23 protein-coding genes are annotated in these 17,659 nt (G+C 67.1%); 11 read left to right on the top strand and 12 right to left on the bottom strand.

The window, feature by feature from the left end:
• Complete coding sequence (locus tag NP511_RS09665; RefSeq protein WP_049965348.1) at positions 1-1,860, top strand: IucA/IucC family protein; 1,860 nt, start codon at positions 1-3, stop codon at positions 1,858-1,860.
• A gap of 231 nt (positions 1,861-2,091) precedes the next feature.
• Here NP511_RS09665 and sufU read toward each other — a convergent pair whose 3' ends face one another.
• From sufU to NP511_RS09625, 8 genes are all read right to left on the bottom strand, one after another.
• Positions 2,092-2,511, bottom strand: a complete 420-nt coding sequence (gene sufU / locus NP511_RS09660) for a Fe-S cluster assembly sulfur transfer protein SufU (RefSeq protein WP_006182984.1) — start codon at positions 2,509-2,511, stop codon at positions 2,092-2,094.
• A 111-nt stretch (positions 2,512-2,622) separates the two neighbouring features.
• Positions 2,623-3,255 carry an HD domain-containing protein gene (locus tag NP511_RS09655; protein ID WP_049965349.1) on the bottom strand — a complete coding sequence of 211 codons (633 nt, stop codon included), beginning with the start codon at positions 3,253-3,255 and terminating at the stop codon, positions 2,623-2,625.
• A 50-nt stretch (positions 3,256-3,305) separates the two neighbouring features.
• Entirely contained in the window at positions 3,306-3,758 is a 453-nt protein-coding gene (locus tag NP511_RS09650; RefSeq protein WP_049965414.1) for a response regulator, read from the bottom strand.
• Positions 3,759-3,989: 231 nt separating this feature from the next.
• A complete protein-coding gene (locus NP511_RS09645) occupies positions 3,990-5,237 on the bottom strand; it encodes an aminotransferase class V-fold PLP-dependent enzyme (protein ID WP_049965350.1) in 1,248 nt (415 codons plus the stop codon).
• 366 nt (positions 5,238-5,603) lie between these two features.
• On the bottom strand, positions 5,604-6,455 hold the full coding sequence (locus NP511_RS09640) for a sensor domain-containing protein (protein WP_049965351.1): 852 nt from the start codon (positions 6,453-6,455) through the stop codon (positions 5,604-5,606).
• An 11-nt stretch (positions 6,456-6,466) separates the two neighbouring features.
• Positions 6,467-6,802, bottom strand: a complete 336-nt coding sequence (locus NP511_RS09635) for a DUF7521 family protein (protein ID WP_049965352.1) — start codon at positions 6,800-6,802, stop codon at positions 6,467-6,469.
• Positions 6,803-6,845: 43 nt separating this feature from the next.
• Positions 6,846-7,169, bottom strand: coding sequence for a hypothetical protein (locus NP511_RS09630; protein WP_049965353.1), 324 nt, complete (start codon positions 7,167-7,169; stop codon positions 6,846-6,848).
• A gap of 5 nt (positions 7,170-7,174) precedes the next feature.
• Positions 7,175-7,516 (bottom strand): ArsR/SmtB family transcription factor, encoded by a 342-nt coding sequence (locus NP511_RS09625; RefSeq protein WP_006182977.1) that lies wholly within the window; start codon positions 7,514-7,516, stop codon positions 7,175-7,177.
• Positions 7,517-7,618: 102 nt separating this feature from the next.
• Between NP511_RS09625 and NP511_RS09620 the strand changes: the two genes are divergently transcribed.
• Both NP511_RS09620 and NP511_RS09615 read left to right on the top strand, forming a co-directional pair.
• Complete coding sequence (locus NP511_RS09620) at positions 7,619-8,605, top strand: ABC transporter ATP-binding protein (RefSeq protein WP_049965354.1); 987 nt, start codon at positions 7,619-7,621, stop codon at positions 8,603-8,605.
• Positions 8,602-9,477 carry an ABC transporter permease gene (locus tag NP511_RS09615; RefSeq protein ID WP_049965355.1) on the top strand — a complete coding sequence of 292 codons (876 nt, stop codon included), beginning with the start codon at positions 8,602-8,604 and terminating at the stop codon, positions 9,475-9,477. Before NP511_RS09620 ends, NP511_RS09615 begins: the two co-directional genes overlap by 4 nt.
• 104 nt (positions 9,478-9,581) lie before the next feature.
• On the opposite strand, the gene NP511_RS09610 is transcribed toward NP511_RS09615, so the two are convergent.
• The 3 genes from NP511_RS09610 to NP511_RS09600 all read right to left on the bottom strand — a co-directional run bounded on the left by NP511_RS09610 (position 9,582) and on the right by NP511_RS09600 (position 12,534).
• Complete coding sequence (locus NP511_RS09610; protein WP_049965356.1) at positions 9,582-9,875, bottom strand: DUF424 domain-containing protein; 294 nt, start codon at positions 9,873-9,875, stop codon at positions 9,582-9,584.
• 4 nt (positions 9,876-9,879) lie between these two features.
• The gene (locus tag NP511_RS09605) at positions 9,880-10,818 is read right to left on the bottom strand and encodes a tetratricopeptide repeat protein (RefSeq protein WP_049965357.1); all 939 of its coding nucleotides are present in this window, start codon (positions 10,816-10,818) and stop codon (positions 9,880-9,882) included.
• A gap of 63 nt (positions 10,819-10,881) precedes the next feature.
• Complete coding sequence (locus NP511_RS09600; protein ID WP_049965358.1) at positions 10,882-12,534, bottom strand: hydroxysqualene dehydroxylase; 1,653 nt, start codon at positions 12,532-12,534, stop codon at positions 10,882-10,884.
• A gap of 119 nt (positions 12,535-12,653) precedes the next feature.
• On the opposite strand from NP511_RS09600, the gene thpR reads away from it, so the two are divergent.
• The 5 genes from thpR (at position 12,654) to NP511_RS09575 (ending at position 14,947) form a co-directional block, all read left to right on the top strand.
• The gene (thpR, locus tag NP511_RS09595; RefSeq protein ID WP_049965359.1) at positions 12,654-13,211 is read left to right on the top strand and encodes an RNA 2',3'-cyclic phosphodiesterase; all 558 of its coding nucleotides are present in this window, start codon (positions 12,654-12,656) and stop codon (positions 13,209-13,211) included.
• Between the two features lie 175 nt (positions 13,212-13,386).
• Complete coding sequence (locus NP511_RS09590) at positions 13,387-13,539, top strand: 50S ribosomal protein L39e (RefSeq protein ID WP_004267621.1); 153 nt, start codon at positions 13,387-13,389, stop codon at positions 13,537-13,539.
• 2 nt (positions 13,540-13,541) lie between these two features.
• The gene (locus tag NP511_RS09585; protein ID WP_006182969.1) at positions 13,542-13,820 is read left to right on the top strand and encodes a 50S ribosomal protein L31e; all 279 of its coding nucleotides are present in this window, start codon (positions 13,542-13,544) and stop codon (positions 13,818-13,820) included.
• A gap of 2 nt (positions 13,821-13,822) precedes the next feature.
• On the top strand, positions 13,823-14,488 hold the full coding sequence (locus tag NP511_RS09580) for a translation initiation factor IF-6 (RefSeq protein ID WP_006648335.1): 666 nt from the start codon (positions 13,823-13,825) through the stop codon (positions 14,486-14,488).
• 135 nt (positions 14,489-14,623) lie between these two features.
• Complete coding sequence (locus tag NP511_RS09575; RefSeq protein WP_049965360.1) at positions 14,624-14,947, top strand: hypothetical protein; 324 nt, start codon at positions 14,624-14,626, stop codon at positions 14,945-14,947.
• Positions 14,948-14,950: 3 nt separating this feature from the next.
• On the opposite strand, the gene NP511_RS09570 is transcribed toward NP511_RS09575, so the two are convergent.
• Positions 14,951-15,262 (bottom strand): ASCH domain-containing protein, encoded by a 312-nt coding sequence (locus NP511_RS09570; RefSeq protein WP_006648333.1) that lies wholly within the window; start codon positions 15,260-15,262, stop codon positions 14,951-14,953.
• Between the two features lie 150 nt (positions 15,263-15,412).
• Between NP511_RS09570 and rpl18a the strand changes: the two genes are divergently transcribed.
• Genes rpl18a through ftsY form a run of 3 tightly spaced genes read left to right on the top strand, consistent with a single transcriptional unit; the run spans position 15,413 to position 17,650 of the window.
• Positions 15,413-15,586: a 50S ribosomal protein L18Ae gene (gene rpl18a, locus NP511_RS09565; RefSeq protein ID WP_006182965.1), complete on the top strand. Its 174-nt coding sequence runs from the start codon at positions 15,413-15,415 to the stop codon at positions 15,584-15,586.
• A complete protein-coding gene (gene pfdA, locus NP511_RS09560; protein ID WP_006648332.1) occupies positions 15,586-16,032 on the top strand; it encodes a prefoldin subunit alpha in 447 nt (148 codons plus the stop codon). Before rpl18a ends, pfdA begins: the two co-directional genes overlap by 1 nt.
• Positions 16,033-16,060: 28 nt before the next feature.
• On the top strand, positions 16,061-17,650 hold the full coding sequence (ftsY, locus tag NP511_RS09555; protein ID WP_049965361.1) for a signal recognition particle-docking protein FtsY: 1,590 nt from the start codon (positions 16,061-16,063) through the stop codon (positions 17,648-17,650).
• Positions 17,651-17,659 lie beyond the last annotated feature (9 nt).

The following is a 17,659-nucleotide window of genomic DNA, read 5'->3' as shown; positions in this document are numbered from 1 at the left end:
ATGCAACACACACGACACACCACGGACCAGGAGTACGGATTCGACGGAACCGACACGCTCGAGACGGTGCTGACCGAGGCCCGCTGGGACGACGCCGGCCGCGAACTCCTCGCGAAGATCGTCCGGGAGTTCACCTACGAGGACATCCTCGAGCCGGAGCCGGTCGCCGACCCCGACGGCGAGTGGACGACCTACGAGGCCGACCTCGACGGGACCCGGTACCGCTTCGACGCCGTCGAGCGGTTCTGGGACTCGATCAGCGTCCGCGTCGACTCGCTCGAGCGCGACGACGGCGACGGGTTCGAGCCCGCCGCCGACCCGCTGCAGTTCGTCGTGGATCTCGAGCCGACGATCGAGATGGACTCGATCACGGCGGGGCATCTCGTCCGCGAGTACACCAACACGCTGCTTGCGGACGCCCACATCGACGCCGACGACGGGGCCGACGCTGACGCCGCCGATGCGACGGCCCGCTCCGTCCTCGATATGCCCTACGCCGAAATCGAGGGCGAGATGACCGGCCACCCGTGGCTCACGTTCAACAAGGGCCGGGTCGGCTGGGGGTACGACGACTACCGCGACTACGCGCCCGAGCGGTCCGAACCGATCCGGCTCTCGTGGTGTGGCGTCTCCCGCGAGGCCGCCACGTTCGTGGGCGTTTCGGGCCTCGATCACGAGGCGCTGCTCGAGGCTGAACTCGGCGACTACTACGGGCGGTTTCGGGACGACCTCGCGGACCGCGGGCTCGACCCGGACGACTACCTGTTCCTGCCGGTCCACGACTGGCAGTGGGAGAACGCGATCGTTCCCCTGTTCGGCCGCCAACTCGCGACCAACGACATCGTCCCGCTGGGTCCCGGCCCGGACGAGTACCTGCCGATGCAGTCGGTCCGCACCTTCGTCAACGCCGACGAACCGGCCAAACACAACGTGAAGCTCCCGCTGCAGATCGTCAACACGCTCGTCTGGCGCGGCCTCCCCGGCGAGCGCACCGAGGCTGCGCCGCTGGTCACCGAGTACGTCAAGGATGTCCGGGATTCGGACCCGTTCCTGCGCGACGAGTGCGAACTCGTCTTGCCCGGGGAGATCGCCGGCGTCAACTTCGATCACCCCACCTTCGACGCGCTCGAGGCACCGCCCTACCAGTACAACGAACTGCTGGGCTGTGTCTGGCGCGAGAGCGTCACCGACCTGATCGACGACGATCAGCGAGCGATGAGCCTCGCCGCACTCCTTCACGTCGAGGACGGCGAGCCGGTGGTCTCGAAGTTAGTCGAGCGCTCCGATCTGTCGCTGTCGGCGTGGCTCGACGAGCTGTTCGAGACGATGTTGCCACCGTTGTTGCACTACCTCTACCGGTACGGGACCGCGTTCTCGCCCCACGGCGAGAACACGATCCTCGTCCTCGAGGACGATCGGCCCGCCCGGCTGGCGGTCAAGGACTTCGTCGACGACGTCAACGTCGCCGATGCGCCCCTCGCGGAACTGCAGGGACTGCCCGAGGACCTCGACGACGTGTTGCTGTCGGTCCCGCCCGAAGAGCTGCGGCTGTTCGTCGTCTATGGGCTGTTCGTCGGCGTCTACCGCTATCTGGCCGACCTGCTGGCCCGCCATCACGATTACCCCGAAACCGAGTTCTGGGGCCGGGTCCGGGCCGCCATCGAGGACTACCACGACCGCTTCCCTGACCTCGAGGAGCGGTTCGAGCTGTTCGACCTGCTCGAGCCGTCGTTCCCGAAGCTGACGCTGAACCGCAATCGGATCGTCGACGTGGGGTACGGCGACCTCCCCGAGCGGCCCCACGCGATCGAACACGGCACGGTGCCGAACCCGCTGGCCGAGGTCGATCCCCAGCGGTGAACTGAGTCGGGAGGCGGCGGTTCACGTGCTGCTGGAGAAACCGATAGCACCCGCGAGCGAACGAGAGCGCGGCGCGCAGCGCCGCGCCGAGTGAGCGAGCGGCCGTCCTCGTGAACGCAGTGAACGAGGGCTCGGAAGAGCTGCGCTCTTCCGGTGTTTTTTTGGTCCAGATTTTTGCTTCGAGTGGTGCGCTCGCGCAGCGAGCGCACCCGAGAAGTAAAAAGGTGGGTTCTAGTCCTCGGTCGTCGTCTTCTCCACGTCGAGTTCGCCCTCGTAGATCTCCGCGCCGTCCTGTGCGACCTTCTCGGCCAGCACGGCACATTTGACTCGCATGGGCGAGACCTCGACCCCGAGCATGTCGATCACGTCGTCGCGATCCATCTCCTGGAGTTCCTCGAGGGTCTTGCCGACGAGTTCCCCGGAGAGCATGCTGGCGGAGGCCTGACTGATCGCACAGCCGTCGCCCTGGAAGGCGACCCGTTCGATCGTCTCTCCGTCGTCAGCGAGGTCGATGTCCATGCGGATCTCGTCGCCACACATCGGGTTCTCGCCGATGTGTGTGTACGTCGGATCCTCGAGTTCCCCGTAGTTGCGTGGGTTCTTGTAGTGGTCGAGGATCTGCTGTCGGTACATATCGGAGCCCAGTCCCATCGTTGGCTACGGATAGGCCAGTGAGTTGTAAAAGGGTTCCGGGGCCGAAACGGCCGATCGCGTCGGTTTCCGACGGGTTCGGGGCCGTCGGGTCCGGTCGGCGACCGGCCCCTATCGCTCGCCGACGACCTCGCTATCGAACCGCTCGAGGTACTCGCGAACGAACCCGACGCGGTCCGCAGCGAGGTCCCGGCCAACGTCGGTGTACATCCGCGCCGGCAGGTCGAGGATCTTCTTGTGGAAGTGGTTGTACTGTGTCGCGCCGGCGTCGGTGTCGTCTTCCGCGATCGGCTGGGCCGGATCGTGGATCGGATCGCCGATCTCGCCACCGTAGGCGAACACGCGGGCGATGCCGACCGCACCGAGCGCGTCGAGGTTGTCCGCGTCGGCGACGAGTTTCGCCTCGAGCGTCGCGGGCTCGAGGTCGTTCGAGTAGCGGTGAGCCCGAATACAGTGTTGGACTCGCTCGATCGTCGCCGTGCCGGCCCCGCACTCGCGCAGGATCCCCTCGGCTTCCCGCGCGCCCCACTGCGCGTGGTCGTCGATCTCGCCGCGGTCTTCCTTCGTCCGGCCGACATCGTGACAGTAGACGGCGAGGCGGACCACCCGATCGTCGACGGCGTCGGAGTGGCGCTCGCACAGCGTCTCGGCCAACCGCTCGACCCGCTGGACGTGGTGCCAGTCGTGGGCCGGTGACGCGTCGTCGAAATAGGTGCGGGCACGGTCGCGAACTGCCTCGAGCATCGTCCCCGCCTTTCGCCGGCCGGAAAATAAACGCGCCGTCCTCGCGGCGGTCACTCGGCGGACTTCTGGACGATCGCGAACCAGAAGTCCTCGACGGACCGGACGAACTCGACGAAGTCCTCTGGTTCGACGGGCTTTTGCAGGTAGGTGTCGGCCTCGAGGCCGTGGGACCGGACGACCTGCTCGCCCGCATCGGAACTCGTGAGGACGACGACCGGGATCTCGTTCAACACGGGGTCGTTCTTTAGTTCCGAGAGGACTTCGATCCCGCTCTTGCCGGGCAGTTGTGGCTCGAGCAGGACGATGTCGGGTCGGGGATCCTCGGCGAACTCGCCACGCTGGTGGAGAAACGCGAGGGCCTCGTCGCCGTCGGAGACGGTGTGGATGGTGTTGAGCAACTTCGCATCCGTGAACTGCTCCTCGAAGAGCCGGCTGTCGCCGGGGTTGGGCTCGACCAGCAGGATATCGATCGGATCGTCCGTGCCCTCGTCGTCCGTGGCCATCGCCGTTACGTAGCGAGCGAGCGGGTAAAACGTCCGTGTCACTCGCGTTGAACAGTGTTCGTTCCCGACCGGTCGCGATTCGGCTCGGCTCGAGTCGATCGTTCGTCCGTGCCGTCGCAGTACTGGTCGGTCACTGACGGTCGACGGGGGGAGCCGTCGCCACCCGCGCGAGCGGAGAACTACGCTTTCCAAAATCCACTGAAACACTCCCCAGGCGTCGACGAACGGTAGTTATGCGAACAGCTGCCGGGCGTCGTCGATCGCCGCGACCAGCTTGTCGATCTCCGCTTTCGTGTTGTAGATGTAGAACGAGGCGCGAGCCGACGCGGCCACCCCGAGCTTGTCGTGTAGCGGCTGGGTACAGTGATCGCCGGCGCGGATCGCGACCGCGTGGTCGTTCATGATCGAGGCCAGGTCGTGGGCGTGGACGCTCTCCAAGTTGAACCCAACGAGGCCGCCGCGTTCGGGGCCGGGTTCGGGACCGTAGATCTCGATGCCGGGCTCGGCGTCGAGCTGTTCGTAGGCGTAGCGGGCCAGTTCCTCCTCGTGGGCCTCGATGCGTTCCATGCCGATCTCCTCGAGGTAGTCGATGGCGGCCACGAGCCCGACGGCTTCCGCGATCTGTGGCGTGCCGGGTTCGAATTTCCAGGGGAGGTCGTCCCAGGTGGAGTCCTCGAAGGTGACCTTGCGGATCATGCCGCCGCCGTAGAGGTAGGGTTGCATGTCCTCGAGGATCGATTTCTTGCCGTAGAGCGCGCCGATGCCGGTGGGGCCGGCCATCTTGTGACCGGAGAAGGCGTAGAAGTCGGCGTCGATCGCCGCGACGTCGACGGGGCGGTTGGGGACGGCCTGTGCGCCGTCGATGAAGGCCAGCGCGTCGTGGTCGTGGGCGATGTCGACCAGGTCGGACACGGGGTTGACGGTGCCGAGCGTGTTCGAGACGTGGACCGCCGAGACCATCGCGGTGTCGTCGGTGATGATCTCGCTCGCGTGGTCCATGTCGAGGCGGCCGTCCTCGTCGATCCGGATATACTTCACCTCGGCCCCGGTGCGCTTGCCGATCTGTTGCCACGTGACCAGCGAGGCGTGGTGTTCCATCTCGGTCAGCACGATCTCGTCGCCGGGGCCGAGTTCGTTCAGTCCCCACGAGTAGGCGACGAGGTTCTCGGCTTCGGTCGTGTTCTTCGTGAAGACGATCTCCTCGCGGCCGCCGCTGGCCCCGATGAACTCGGCGACGCGGTCGTGGGCCTCCTCGTAGGCGATCGAGGCCTCCTGGCTGAGGTGGTGGATGCCGCGGTGAACGTTGGCGTTGTACTCGCGGTAGTAGTCGCTCATCGCGTCGACGACCGGGTCCGGCGTCTGGGTCGTCGCCGCGTTGTCGAGGTAGACGAGTTGCTCGCCACTGAACTCCCGCTGGAGGATGGGATATTCCTCCCGGATCGCCCCGACGTCGAGCGCCTCGAGGTTCTGTTGACTCATTGGCGACTAGCAGGGACCGCACGCAAAACACTCCTTCGGTCCAGCGGTGGCCGACGTTCCGGAATCGCGTCGAATCGGCCGCGTCGGTTCGGGGCCGCGATCGCCGGCCGGTCGGCTTCGGACGCGTGGGCGAAACGGACGGTGGGTGGGGAGGAAGGGGGTGGGGTGAGGCGGGGTTCGGGAGGTGACGGCAGGGGGGGAGTGGGGTCGGATCTGGTGGGTGCCCTGCCGCAGTGGGTACGTGGAGCGCCACGGGGATACGGCTACCTCCAAACGATTTTGGGACGCCGACGGCGCGAGTGACGAGCCCGGCTGCGGACCGACGGATGCGGGACCGGAGACGGCGAGCCACGGTGGCCGCGTGGTTCACTCCGTCGGCGGTTCGCTGAAGACCGACGGCTGGGTGCCGTCCAACACCAGTTCCGTGTACCGGGCAAACAGCCACGCGACGGCGTTGAGCAGGTGGAGGACGACTAGCCCGACGAGGACGCCGACGGCCGAGACGACGAGCGCCGACGGCAGCGCGTCGACGTACACCGACACCAGTTCGCCGTCGGTGATCGACAGCGGAATCGGCGAGGTCAGGTCGATGGCCCAGTCCTCGTGCTGGTAGGTGAGTTCGGGGACGATCTCGATCGGGTCGCCGATGTGGATCCCGACCAGCTGGTTCCGGTAGTGAAGCGGTGCGGCGACGAGGACGTACGTGAACGCAAACCCCATGATGACCGCGATAAACGAGCAGAGTCCGAACACGAACTTGCTGAACAGGTAGCCGACTCCCTTCCACGTCCCTCGATCGAAGACGAGCCGGCGGGCCCGCTCACGGATGCTGTCGGCCGGCTCGCCGGTTCGGACGTCCGCACCGAGCAACCGCGTCGCCAGCAGCCGCTCGAGGGCGGTCAGTTCGATCGACGCGAACAGGACGCCGGCCACGAGCGGGCCGCCGATACACACCAGGACCAACGAGAGCGGAATCCCGGCGATAAGCAACGCGATCGGCTCCGTCATGGCCATATCGACGACCGCGAACCCGAGCCCGATCGGGATCGCCGCGCCGGTCACGAGGACGGTGAAGTAGCCGATCCCGAGCGGGAACGACAGCAGCAGGTACGCGATGTTGGCGTAGGTCCGCTTGCGGGCGACGACGCCGAAGAACCAGCGGCTCCAGGCGCGGACGCGGTCGAATACGGTTCCGACTGTCGTACGTGCTGAAGTCATGGGTGTGGATGTCATGTCGAATCGGGCCTCCTGAACGAGCGAACGATCGCGAGCAGTCCGAGCAGGTGCGAGACGGTGACGACCAGCAACACCGTCGCATCGGTCGCGTCGGTGCCCCAGTCGACCGCGTACGACGAGACGAACGGTACGACCGTGAGGAGGGCGATGCCGACGGCCAGAAACAGCATCGGCCGACTGTCGTTTCGCGCGTACCCCCGATAGGCCGTCCACGCCACGACCGTTCCGAGCGCGGCGCTTGTCAGCCCCGTCAGGAAGATCGTCGTCGCCTCGTCGAGCCCGAAGACGGTCGTCTCGAGCGCGGCCGTCGCGAGCCCGGGCCCGGTCATCGGCCCCACCTCGCGCTCGCTCGAGCGGGTCGGCCGCTATCGGTCACGGCCGCCCGTAGACGGTATAGAGGATCGCGACCAGGCCCGCAATCTCGCTGCTCGTCGCGAGGACGGACGTCGTCACCGACGACGCACCGAGTACCGTCGGTAACAGGAACCGAAGGACCGTCGGCACCGCGGCCAGCAGCGTGATCCCGAGAGCGAGCCACAGCAGGGGCTTCCGGCGGACGTCCCGGTAGCCGTCGTAGGACCGCTTTGCGATCCAGCACGCGACCACGAACGCCGTCGCCTGCCCGAGGAAGACGGCGACGGCGATCGCCGTCGTCCCGCCTTCGCTTTCGACCGTTTGTAGTAGTGGTCCGAACATGACGCTCACAGGTCTTCGAACAGTCTGGTGAACCGGTCGGCGGGATCCTCGTCGCGGCGGTACACGTCCATCTCCATCGAGCCCTCGGCGATCTCGATCGCCACGCGCTCGAGTCGCGTGCTGTAGGTCTTGTAGTGGTGTCCATCGGGATCGAGTTCCTGATACTCGTCGAGGAACCCCTGGTCCGCGAGCCGCTCGATCCGCCGGTAGATCGTCGGCGGCGAAGCGTCGCAGCGTTCGGTGAGGCGGTCGACGGACATCGGTTCCTCGCTGGCCGCGATGAGGATGCGACGCGCGTACTCGTCGTCGAGTAAGGCGAGTACTTCTTGGTCCTCATCGTCGGTCATTCGATCGTTCGTATGACAGGATGATATAAAAGACCCCACAGTTTCCGACCGTGAAACCGTGGTTCCAGCCCTATACACGTGCCCGCTGTAGCCCCGCTCGAGATGGTTGCCATCGAAACGACCGGTCTGACCAAGGAGTACGGCGATCTCACCGCCGTCGACGATCTGGATCTGACCGTCGACGACGGCGAGGTGTTCGGCTTCCTCGGCCCCAACGGGGCGGGGAAGTCGACGACGATCAACATGTTGCTCGACTTCGCGCGGCCGACCGCGGGGTCGGCGACGGTACTCGGCTACGACGCACAGGCCGAGGCCGACGCGATCAGCCCCCGCGTCGGCGTCCTCCCCGAGGGGTTCGACGTCTACCCCCGGCTGTCCGGCCGCCGCCACATCGAGTTCGCCGCCAAGACGAAAGGGGCCGACGACGATCCCGACGACCTCCTCGAGCGGGTCGGGCTCGATCCCGCGGACGCCGAGCGGCCGGCCGGCGACTACTCGAAGGGGATGCGCCAGCGGCTCGCGACCGGCATGGCGCTGGTCGGCGACCCCGACCTGCTGATCATGGACGAGCCCTCGACCGGGCTCGATCCCCACGGCATCCGCGAGATGCAGGACCTCGTCCGTCGCGAGGCCGAGCGCGGGACGACCGTCTTCTTCTCGAGTCACATCCTCGAACACGTCGAGGCGGTCTGTGACCGCGTCGGCGTGTTGAACGAAGGCGAACTCGTCGCCGTCGATACGATCGCGGGGCTGCGCGAGGAGATCGGCGGGGGCGCGACGATGACGCTGACCCTGGCCGATCGGAGCGGGGCCGACGCCCGCGATCTCGTCCGCGACCTGGCCGGGATCACCGACGTCACCGCGTCCGGGCGTACCCTCGAGTGTACGGTCACCGAGCCGCCCGCGAAGGCCGACGTCGTGACCGCCGTCGCCGACGCGGGCGCGTCGATCGCGGACGTGCGGATCGAGGAGGTCTCCCTCGAGTCGCTGTTTACCGCCCTGACGAACGGCGACGCGGCCGAGAACGGGGGGATAACGGGGGCGGCCGAGGCGGACGCGACCGCGGTCGAACCGGAGGTGACCCGATGACCTCGCACATTCCGACCGTCGCCCGCAAGGAGTTCGACGACGCCGGCCGGTCGAAGCTCCTCTGGTCGCTGATCGGGCTGCTCGTCGGGCTGGTCGTGATCGGCTACACCGCGATCTGGTACACGGTCGACGACGTAACCGCGGCCGAGGTGCTGAACTTCCTCGGGCTCCCGCTGCAGGTGATCATTCCGGTCGCCGCGCTGATCGCCGGCTACATGGCCGTCGTCGGCGAGCGTCGATCGGGCAGTATCAAGCTCCTGCTCGGCCTGCCACCGAACCGGACCGACGTCGTGTTCGGCAAGCTACTGGGCCGCACGGCGGTCGTCGGGGTAGCGGTCGGCCTCGCGTTCCTCGCCTCGCTCGTCCTCGGTGCCGTCTTCTTCCGCTCGGTGCCGTTCGTCGACTGGCTGGGTTTCGCCGCCGTCTCCCTGCTGTTCGGGACGACCTTCGTCGGGCTGGCCGTCGGCGTCTCCGCGGCCGTCTCCTCGCGGGGCAAGTCGATGGCCGTCGTCGTCGGGTGCTACATGGTGTTCGTCGCGCTCTGGGAACTGCTCACTGCCGGGCCGTACTACCTCCTCTACGACGAGGGGCCGCCGATCGAGGCCGAGACGTGGTATCTCCTCCTCGAGCAGTTCAACCCCATCTTCGCGTACACCAACTTGGCCAGCAGCGTCGTCGAGGGGACGATCTATCCCTTCCAGTTCCAGTACGGCCTGCAGTCGCCGGAGGCCTATCAGATGACCCCTGCCGAGCGGTTCCCCGGCGACGCACCGTTCTATCTGCAGGACTGGTTCGGCGTCGTCGTCATGCTGGCCTGGCTGGCTGTGCCCGTCGCGATCGGCTACTACCGGTTCAAGCGAACCGATCTCTGAACGCTCGAGCCGACGGCTCTCCGGACGAATCCGCCATAGAACCCTCGATGACGCTCGTGTCGCTCCGATCGTAGCGGTCCCCGCTGACGCCCGACCGGACCGCCCTACTGCATCCGCAGCAACTGCGCGTGCAGCGTCGCCCCCACCTCGAGGACGTTCGCCTCGTCAATAAAGCCCTCCTCGACGGCGAGTTCGACGGCGCGGGTGCCGACGATATTGGCCACGTCGGCCTGCGCGAGGCTCTCGACGACCGCGGCTTCCTCAACGACGTCGCCGCCGTAGAACTCCTCGGTGACGGTTAGCGAGAGGTCGCCCTCCTCGAAGGTCTCGCCCAGCACGTCCTCGTCGCAGACCGAAACCAGCAGCCCCTCCTGAGTGTCGCGCTCGTTGACGATCATCCGATCACTCGAGTTCCCACTCGCGGTCCTCGTCCTCGTCGCCGGTGTCGAGGTCGCCCAGGCCCAGGTCCTCGAGCCCGATGTCGCCCTGCTGGGGACGGGACTGCCGGCCGGTTCCCAGTCCGGGCTGGCCGCCGGCGCCCGGTCCGGCACCCATGCCGCCGGCCCCGCCGGGGCCGCCCTGGCCCCCGCCGAGAGTCTCCTTGCGGTCGTCCATCATCTCCTGTTCGGCCCGCTCGCGCATCTCGTTCGCCTCCTCGGCGATCTCCTCGGCCTGATCGAACTCGCCGAGTTCCTCGAGGATCTCGGCCTTCTCCTCTAAGACCTTCGCGTTGCGCAGGCCCAGCCGGATCGCGTTGTCGATGCAGTGGAGCGCCTCCTCGGAGAGGCCGCGCTCCGAGAGGAAGAACGCGCGGTTGAACCAGCCGGCGGCGAAGCGCTCGTCGATCTCGATGGCGCGTTCGGCGTGTTCGAGCGCCTCGGTGGTCTCGCCGAACTCCCAGAGCGCGTAGGCGAGGTTCGTCTCGGCGGTGGCGGCGTGTTCGCTCTCGTCGTCGATCCGCAGCGCCTCGCGGTGGGCCCCGATCGCCTCGTCGTACTCCTCGAGTTCGGCGTGGGCGACGCCCTTGTTGACCCAGGCCTCCTGCTCGAGACGGTCGTCCTCGGCGTAGCGGGCGGTCCGCTCGAAGGCCTCGGTGGCCTGCTCGTAACGGTTGATCTGCATGTAGTTCAGGCCGACGTCGAGCAGTTCGGTGGCGTCGACCTCGTCCGAATCGATGTTGTGTTTGTCCAGCGTGTCGGTGACGACGCGGGAGTCGACGGGATCGACCTTCGAGGGGTCGACGCCGAGTTCCGGCGGATCCAGATCGAACTCCTCGTAGGGATCGCCGAAGCCCTCGCCCTCGGAGAACTGATGGTCGCGATCGTCGTCTCGGTCAGTCATTAACAGGAATTGGCGACGGCGACTGTTAAGGGCTGCGACCCGGGTAGCGGCGGGGCTCGGGCGTCAGATCCGCTCGCCGAGCCGTCTGGTCACGCCCCGCAGCGACTGGGTCACCGCGGCCGGATGGGGGAGCCCGAGCCGGTACCGGACCCGGTCCTGGCGCTTGAACGGTTCGAACACGCCGGGCTCCTTGAGGTCCCAGATCCGCGCCCGCGAGCAGCGGGCACCGCGTCGGTCGAGGACGGCGTTTGCCGCCCGTCGGCCGGCCTCGTTGGCCGACTCCATCGAGGCCAGATCCGAGTTCGTCCGCACGTAGTCGCTGGCCAGCGCGAGGTTTCGGACGCCGACGTCGGCCGGCGGCCGGTTCCGGAGCGAGCCGACGGTGTTGATGAGGAGCGGCGAGCGGTTCTCGACGCCGCCGTCCGCGCGTTGCGTCTCCGACGCAACGCTCTCGACGATCGACGGATCGAGGAACCAGTCGACGAGATGGTCGTCCCGCAGTCGCTCGTTGGGACCGTTCAGATGCGCTTTCAGCTGCGCCCAGATCTCCTCGGCGATCTCCTCGCGGGTACACTCCCGGGCCGGCTTCTGGTGGACGATTCCCGGCGTGTCCCAGTCGGAGGCGATCACCGACAGGACGCCCTCGACCCCGTCGGGACCGCGCCCCTCGAGGTCGTAGTCGGTCCAGAACTGCCGCTGTGAGATCGAGGTCAGCGCCCACGGGGCGTCCGCGTAGACCTGATGCCCCCGCGTCAGCTCGATGTCCGTCGAGAGGTAGAACTGGATCCCGTTCATCCAGGCCGTCTCGAGGCGTTCGATCCGCCCCAGCTCCGGTGCGGCCCGGCGCAGTTGGGGCGTGACGAACTCGGGAGCGACCTCGACCGGCACCGCCAGTACGTAGTCGTCGGCCGCGACCGTCTCACCGCCCGCCAGCGTGGCGCCCGTGACCCGGTGGCCGTCGAACTCGAGGGCTCGAACGGGCGTCTCCGGCCGGAAATCGACGCCCAGCGACTCGAGGTGGCGGACCCAGGGGTCGATCCAGGCCTCGTTGGTCGGTGCGTTCAGGATCCGCTCGGTCGGCGCGGTCGGGTCGAGCTGGCCGAACAGCAGCTGCAGGTAGATCGTCCCGACGGTCCGGGCGCTGCCGACCTGCGGTCGGAGCGCGACCAGCGCCTGCGTGGCGTAGGCGAGTCGGTCCCGGAACTCCGGCGAGCGGTTCTCCGCGTCGATGAACTCCCACCACGAGACGTCGTCGAGTTCCTCCTCGCGTCGCTGCTGACAGGCCGTCAGCAGGTAGAGCAGTCGCTCGAGGAGGTATCGAACGTCCTCACGGGGCAGGTCCTCGGCGAAGGCCGGGCGCAGCGCCGCGAGCCAGCCACGGACCGAGTCGGGCGTCTTCGTCTCGGCGGTCCGTTCCTGACCGTCGGTACTCGCGATCAGGGTCGCTTCGGTCTCGACGAGGTTGTCCGCGACGACCCCGTCGCCGTCGGGGATCCGCTCCATCGTCTCGATGACGTGCCGGTAGAACGCCGGGAAGAACCGGAAGCCGTGTTCGCCGTGTAACGCGTCCGGCTCGTCCGTGATCGGCATCGAGCGCGCTTTGCCGCCGAAGCGATCGTTGGCCTCGAAGACGGTCACCTCGAGTCCCCGCTCGGCGAGTTCGTGGGCCGCGGTGAGGCCGCCGATCCCGCCGCCGAGGACGGCTACGTCGGTCATTACCCTCTCTGGGGTCCCAGCCGTCATAACGCGACCCCCTAACTACGAACTGCCCGGGGCGGACGCCGCCGGTTCGGGTACCCGTCACGCTTGAGTGGCCCGCCGACGAGGCTCCGCGTATGCGACTGTTCGCCAGCGTCGACCTCCCCAACGACCTCGCTGAGCCGGTCGCCGATCTCCAAGACGAGTTCGCGGACGCGAGCGGCCTCGAGTTCACCGACCCGACACAGGCCCACGTCACGATGAAGTTCCTCGGTGACGTGGACGAGGACCGACTGCCGGCCCTCGAGCGGGCACTCGGGGCGGCGGTTGCCGACGCCGCCGTCGACCCCTTCACGGTTCGCTACGGCGGGCTGGGTGTCTTCCCGAGCCTCGAGTACATCAGCGTCGTCTGGCTGGGCGTCGCGGACGGCGGCGAGGAGCTGACCCGGCTGCACGAGGCCATCGAGGATCGAACGACGGCGATGGGGTTCGATCCCGACGACCACGACTTTACGCCACACGTCACGCTCGCCCGGATGACGCACGCCGGCGGGAAGGAACTGGTCCAAGAACTCGTTGAGGAGCGCGAGCCGGCGATCGGCGAGGCCCGCGTCGACGAGGTCCGACTCACCGAGAGTACCCTCACCGACGAGGGGCCGGTCTATTCGACCGTGGCGTCGTTCCCGCTCGAGTGACCGTCGGGGACGGACCGGCCACGCCGTACGTGACGCCCGTTCTCGGGCGGCGGTTCGAGAACCGAACCCCGTCTTCGGGACGTGTTCGCGCGGTCTCGTGCCCGTTCGAGGGCCGACCGGCCGGCCCCACCAGATGGACAAGATTTTAAGCCACCGCGGGCTACGTCCGGCTACTATGGGTAAGAAATCGAAGGGCAAGAAGAAGCGACTTGCCAAACTCGAGAACCAGAACAGCCGCGTGCCGGCCTGGGTCATGATGAAGACGGACATGGAAGTCCAGCGCAACCCCAAGCGACGCAACTGGCGGCGCAACGACACTGACGAGTAACGATGAGTGCAAGTGATTTCGAGGAACGCGTCGTCACCGTTCCCCTGCGAGACGTCAAGAAGGGCGCGAACCACGAGGCCGCCGACTACGCAATGCGACTGGTCCGCGAACACCTCGCGAAACACTTCGCGGTCGAGGAAGACGCCATCCGACTGGACCCCTCGATCAACGAGGAAGTCTGGTCGAACGGGCGCTCGAACCCGCCGCGAAAGCTTCGCGTCCGCGCGGCCCGCTTCGACGAAGAGGGCGAAGCGGTCGTCGAAGCCGAGGTCGCCGACTAAACTTGCAACGCCTCGCCTTCGCCGGGTCGGCCTACGTCGGCGTCTTCGCCCGCGCGACCGACTCGTGCGTACTCGTTCGCCACGATGTCGACGACGACGTCGTCGCCGATCTGTCCGACGAACTCGAGGTCCCCGTCGTTCCCACGACCGTCGGCGGCTCCTCGACGGTCGGTGCCCTAGCGACGGGTAACGAGAACGGCCTGCTCGTCAGCTCCCGGGTCCTCGAGTACGAACTCGAGACCCTCGCGGACGAGATCGACGTGCCCGTCGCCGAACTGCCCGGCAGTATCAATGCCGCCGGCAACGTCGTCCTCGCGAACGATTACGGGGCCTACGTCCATCCGGATCTGCCCCGCGAGGCGATCGGGATCGTCGAAGACACCCTCGAGGTCCCCGTCGAGCGCGGCGACCTCGCCGGGGTCCGGACCGTCGGCACCGCCGCGGTGGCGACCAACACCGGCGTCCTCTGTCACCCGAAAGCTACCGACGAGGAACTCGACGCGCTCGAGGAGGCCCTGGACGTTCGGGCCGACGTCGGCACGGTCAACTACGGCGCGCCGTTGGTCGGCTCCGGCCTGATCGCCAACGAGGCCGGCTACGTCGTCGGCGAGGACACGACCGGCCCCGAACTCGGCCGGATCGAGGACGCGCTGGGCTATCTCGACTGACGGTCAGTCCCCCCGATTTCGATTCTCACGTCTTCTCGAGCGGCCGCGATCGACGCCGCTTGACGCCGGTATTTCGTCTTCTCGAGACCGTTCCCGACCGATGTCTATATTTACTCGGTGGCGAGTACCCTCTGTATGGTCTGGCAGGATTTGCTTTTCATGGCCGGTAGTCTGCTCTCGGTGGTCGTTCTCGCGCCCGCGCTTCGGGACGTAAACGCGCGGATCCCCCTCGCGACGAGTCTCCCCAAGATGGCGTTGGGCGGCGTCTACGCGATCACGTTCGCGACGATGGGCATGTCGCTGGCCGCGGTCGGCCTCCTCGCAACCGGGCTCATGTGGGGGCTGCTCGCGGCGTATCGGTCGCCGTCGGCGACCGCGCCCGCTCGCTCTCGCCCGAACGCGCCGGTCGGTGCGGTCGCGAACGACGGACAACGGCCGCTTCGGCGACTCGAGGACTGAGGCCTACTGCCGTTCGAACCGATGGCGGACGACGTCGCTGTCGTCGTCCCACTCGAAGTTCTCGTGAGCGTGATCGAGCATGCGTCGATACCCCTCGAGGTCGTCCATCCCTTCGGCTCGGGCGTCCTCGTCGGTCAGGTCCCCGAGCGTCCGCTCCCGAACCGCAGTCACCTCGAAGGTCGTGTCGTCGATCACGAACGTGTCTCCTTCGTCGGCATACTGCTGGCCGCGATGGATCTGGGTGACCGCGCCCTCGAGGGCCTGCTCTCGCATTCGCTCGCTGGGCAACAACTCGTCGGGATCGAGTTCGCTCATGCGGCCGGGTTCGATCGCCCGTCGGAAAACGCTTGACCCTTCGCTCGTGGGGAACGTCGGGGAGAGACCCTCGCTCCGGCACCTCGCGTCGGTCGGCGGCCGTCGAATGGGAAGGGAAGATTCTTCCGACTGCCTGCCGGAGGGATAGGCATGAGTCAATTTACGGTCAGTGGTCGGTTCAAGAACCGCGACGGGTTCGCGGAGTTCGAGACGACCATCGACGCCGAGAACGAGAACGTCGCTCGCGAATACGCCTACACGCAGCTCGGAAGCCAGCACGGGCTCAAACGTACCGAGATCGAACTCGAGGAGGTATCCCAATAATGGGTCAGCAGCAACTCCAGCAGCTGTCCCAGGAGCTTCAGGAGATCGAAGAACAGATCGAAGGTCTGCAGGCGAACGTCGAAGCCCTGCGACAGGAACAGACCGAGGTCGACGAGGCCATCGAAGCGATCGAGACCCTCGAGACCGGCTCGACGGTCCAGATGCCGCTTGGCGGCGGTGCCTACCTGCGAACGACGATCGAAAACATCGACGAGGTCATCGTCGACCTCGGCGCCGACTACGCCGCGGAGTTCGAGGAGGGCGACGCCGTCGACGCCCTCGAGAACAAGAAGGATCACCTCGACGACCAGATCGACGAACTCAACGAGGAGATCTCGGAACTCGAGACCGAGAGCGACGAACTCGAGCAGCAGGCCCAGCAGCTCCAGCAGCAGGCGATGCAACAGCAGATGCAGGGAATGGGCCAGGGCCAGCCCGACGAGTAACGCGGCGTAGATACTTTCATCGCCAGCCATGTTCGATAACCTGAAGGACAAGCTCGGAAGCTTCCGCGACGACGCCGAAGAAGCCGCCGAGGAGAACGTCGAGGAGGTCGACGAGGAAGACCTCGAAGCGGACGAACTCGCCGACGGCGACGCCGATACCGAACCGACGGAGTCGGCCGACGCGGAACCGGCGAGGTCGGCGGACGCGGAAGCCACCGATACTACCGCCGACGCCGAGACGGCGGCCGCCGCGGTCGAACCGGACGCGTCGGTCACTTCCGAGTCGGGAACGGAGCCGACGACCGAGACCGCCACCGCGGACGCGGCCGAATCCGCGGGGCAGGAACCAGCGACCGGCCCCGATCTCGAGGCCGACGACGCCGGTTCGGCCCCGGACGAACCGGTCTCGGACGAGGGGCCGGCCGTCGACGAAGACGACGAGGCCGCGGCGGACGACGAAGACGACGGCGGTCGGACCGGGCTCGGTGCCAGAGCCCGCTCGCTCTTTTCGGGGTCGTCCGACGACGAATCCGATGCCGACGAAACCGGCTCCGACGACGAGCCGGTCGACGCCGCGACGCCGGACGAGGCGGCGGCAGAGACGGCGACGGTCGACGACCCGGCCGCCGAAACGGCGGTCGACGAGGGGCCAGTCGCCGGGGACGCCGACGAGACCACGGATGAGGCCGACGCCGACGAGGACGATGCGACCGCCGACAACGGCGGAACCGGCTTCGGCGCGAAGGCCAAGTCCCTCGTCAAGGGGAAGTTCGTCATCGAGGAAGAGGACCTCGAGGGGCCGCTGCACGAACTCGAGATGGCGCTGCTTTCCAGCGACGTCGAGATGGGCGTCGCCGAGGAGATCCTCGACAACATCCGCGACGAACTGATCGGGGAGACCCGGACCTTTACGACCTCGACCGGCGAGGTCGTCGAGGACGCGCTACACAACGCGATCTACGACGTGATCAGCGTCGGTCAGTTCGACTTCGACGAGCGCATCGCCGAGGCCGACAAGCCGGTCACCATCGTCTTCACCGGCGTCAACGGCGTCGGGAAGACGACCTCGATCGCCAAACTGAGCCGCTACTTTGAGGAGCGGGGCTACTCGACAGTGATGGCCAACGGCGACACCTACCGCGCCGGTGCCAACGAGCAGATCCAGGAACACGCCGACGCGCTCGAGACGAAACTCATCAGTCACGAACAGGGCGGCGATCCCGCTGCGGTGTTGTACGACGCCGTCGAGTACGCCGAGGCCAACGATGTCGATGTCGTGCTGGGCGATACCGCCGGCCGGCTCCACACCGACGAGGGGCTGATGGATCAACTCGAGAAGATCGACCGCGTCGTCGGCCCGGACATGACGCTGTTCGTCGACGAGGCGGTGGCAGGACAGGACGCGGTCAACCGCGCTCGGGAGTTCAACGACGCCGCCGAGATCGACGGCGCGATCCTGACGAAGGCCGACGCCGACTCCAACGGCGGCGCGGCGATCTCGATCGCCCACGTCACCGGGAAGCCGATTCTGTTCCTCGGCGTCGGGCAGGGGTACGACGACCTGGAGCGGTTCGATCCCGACGAGATGCTCGATCGGCTGCTCGAAGACGAGGAGTAACGTCGATCC

Source organism: Natrinema thermotolerans (genome assembly GCF_031165565.1).
Taxonomy (GTDB): domain Archaea; phylum Halobacteriota; class Halobacteria; order Halobacteriales; family Natrialbaceae; genus Natrinema; species Natrinema thermotolerans.
Note: the sequence above shows the minus strand (reverse complement) of the source record. Positions and strands in the feature narration are given on the sequence as shown.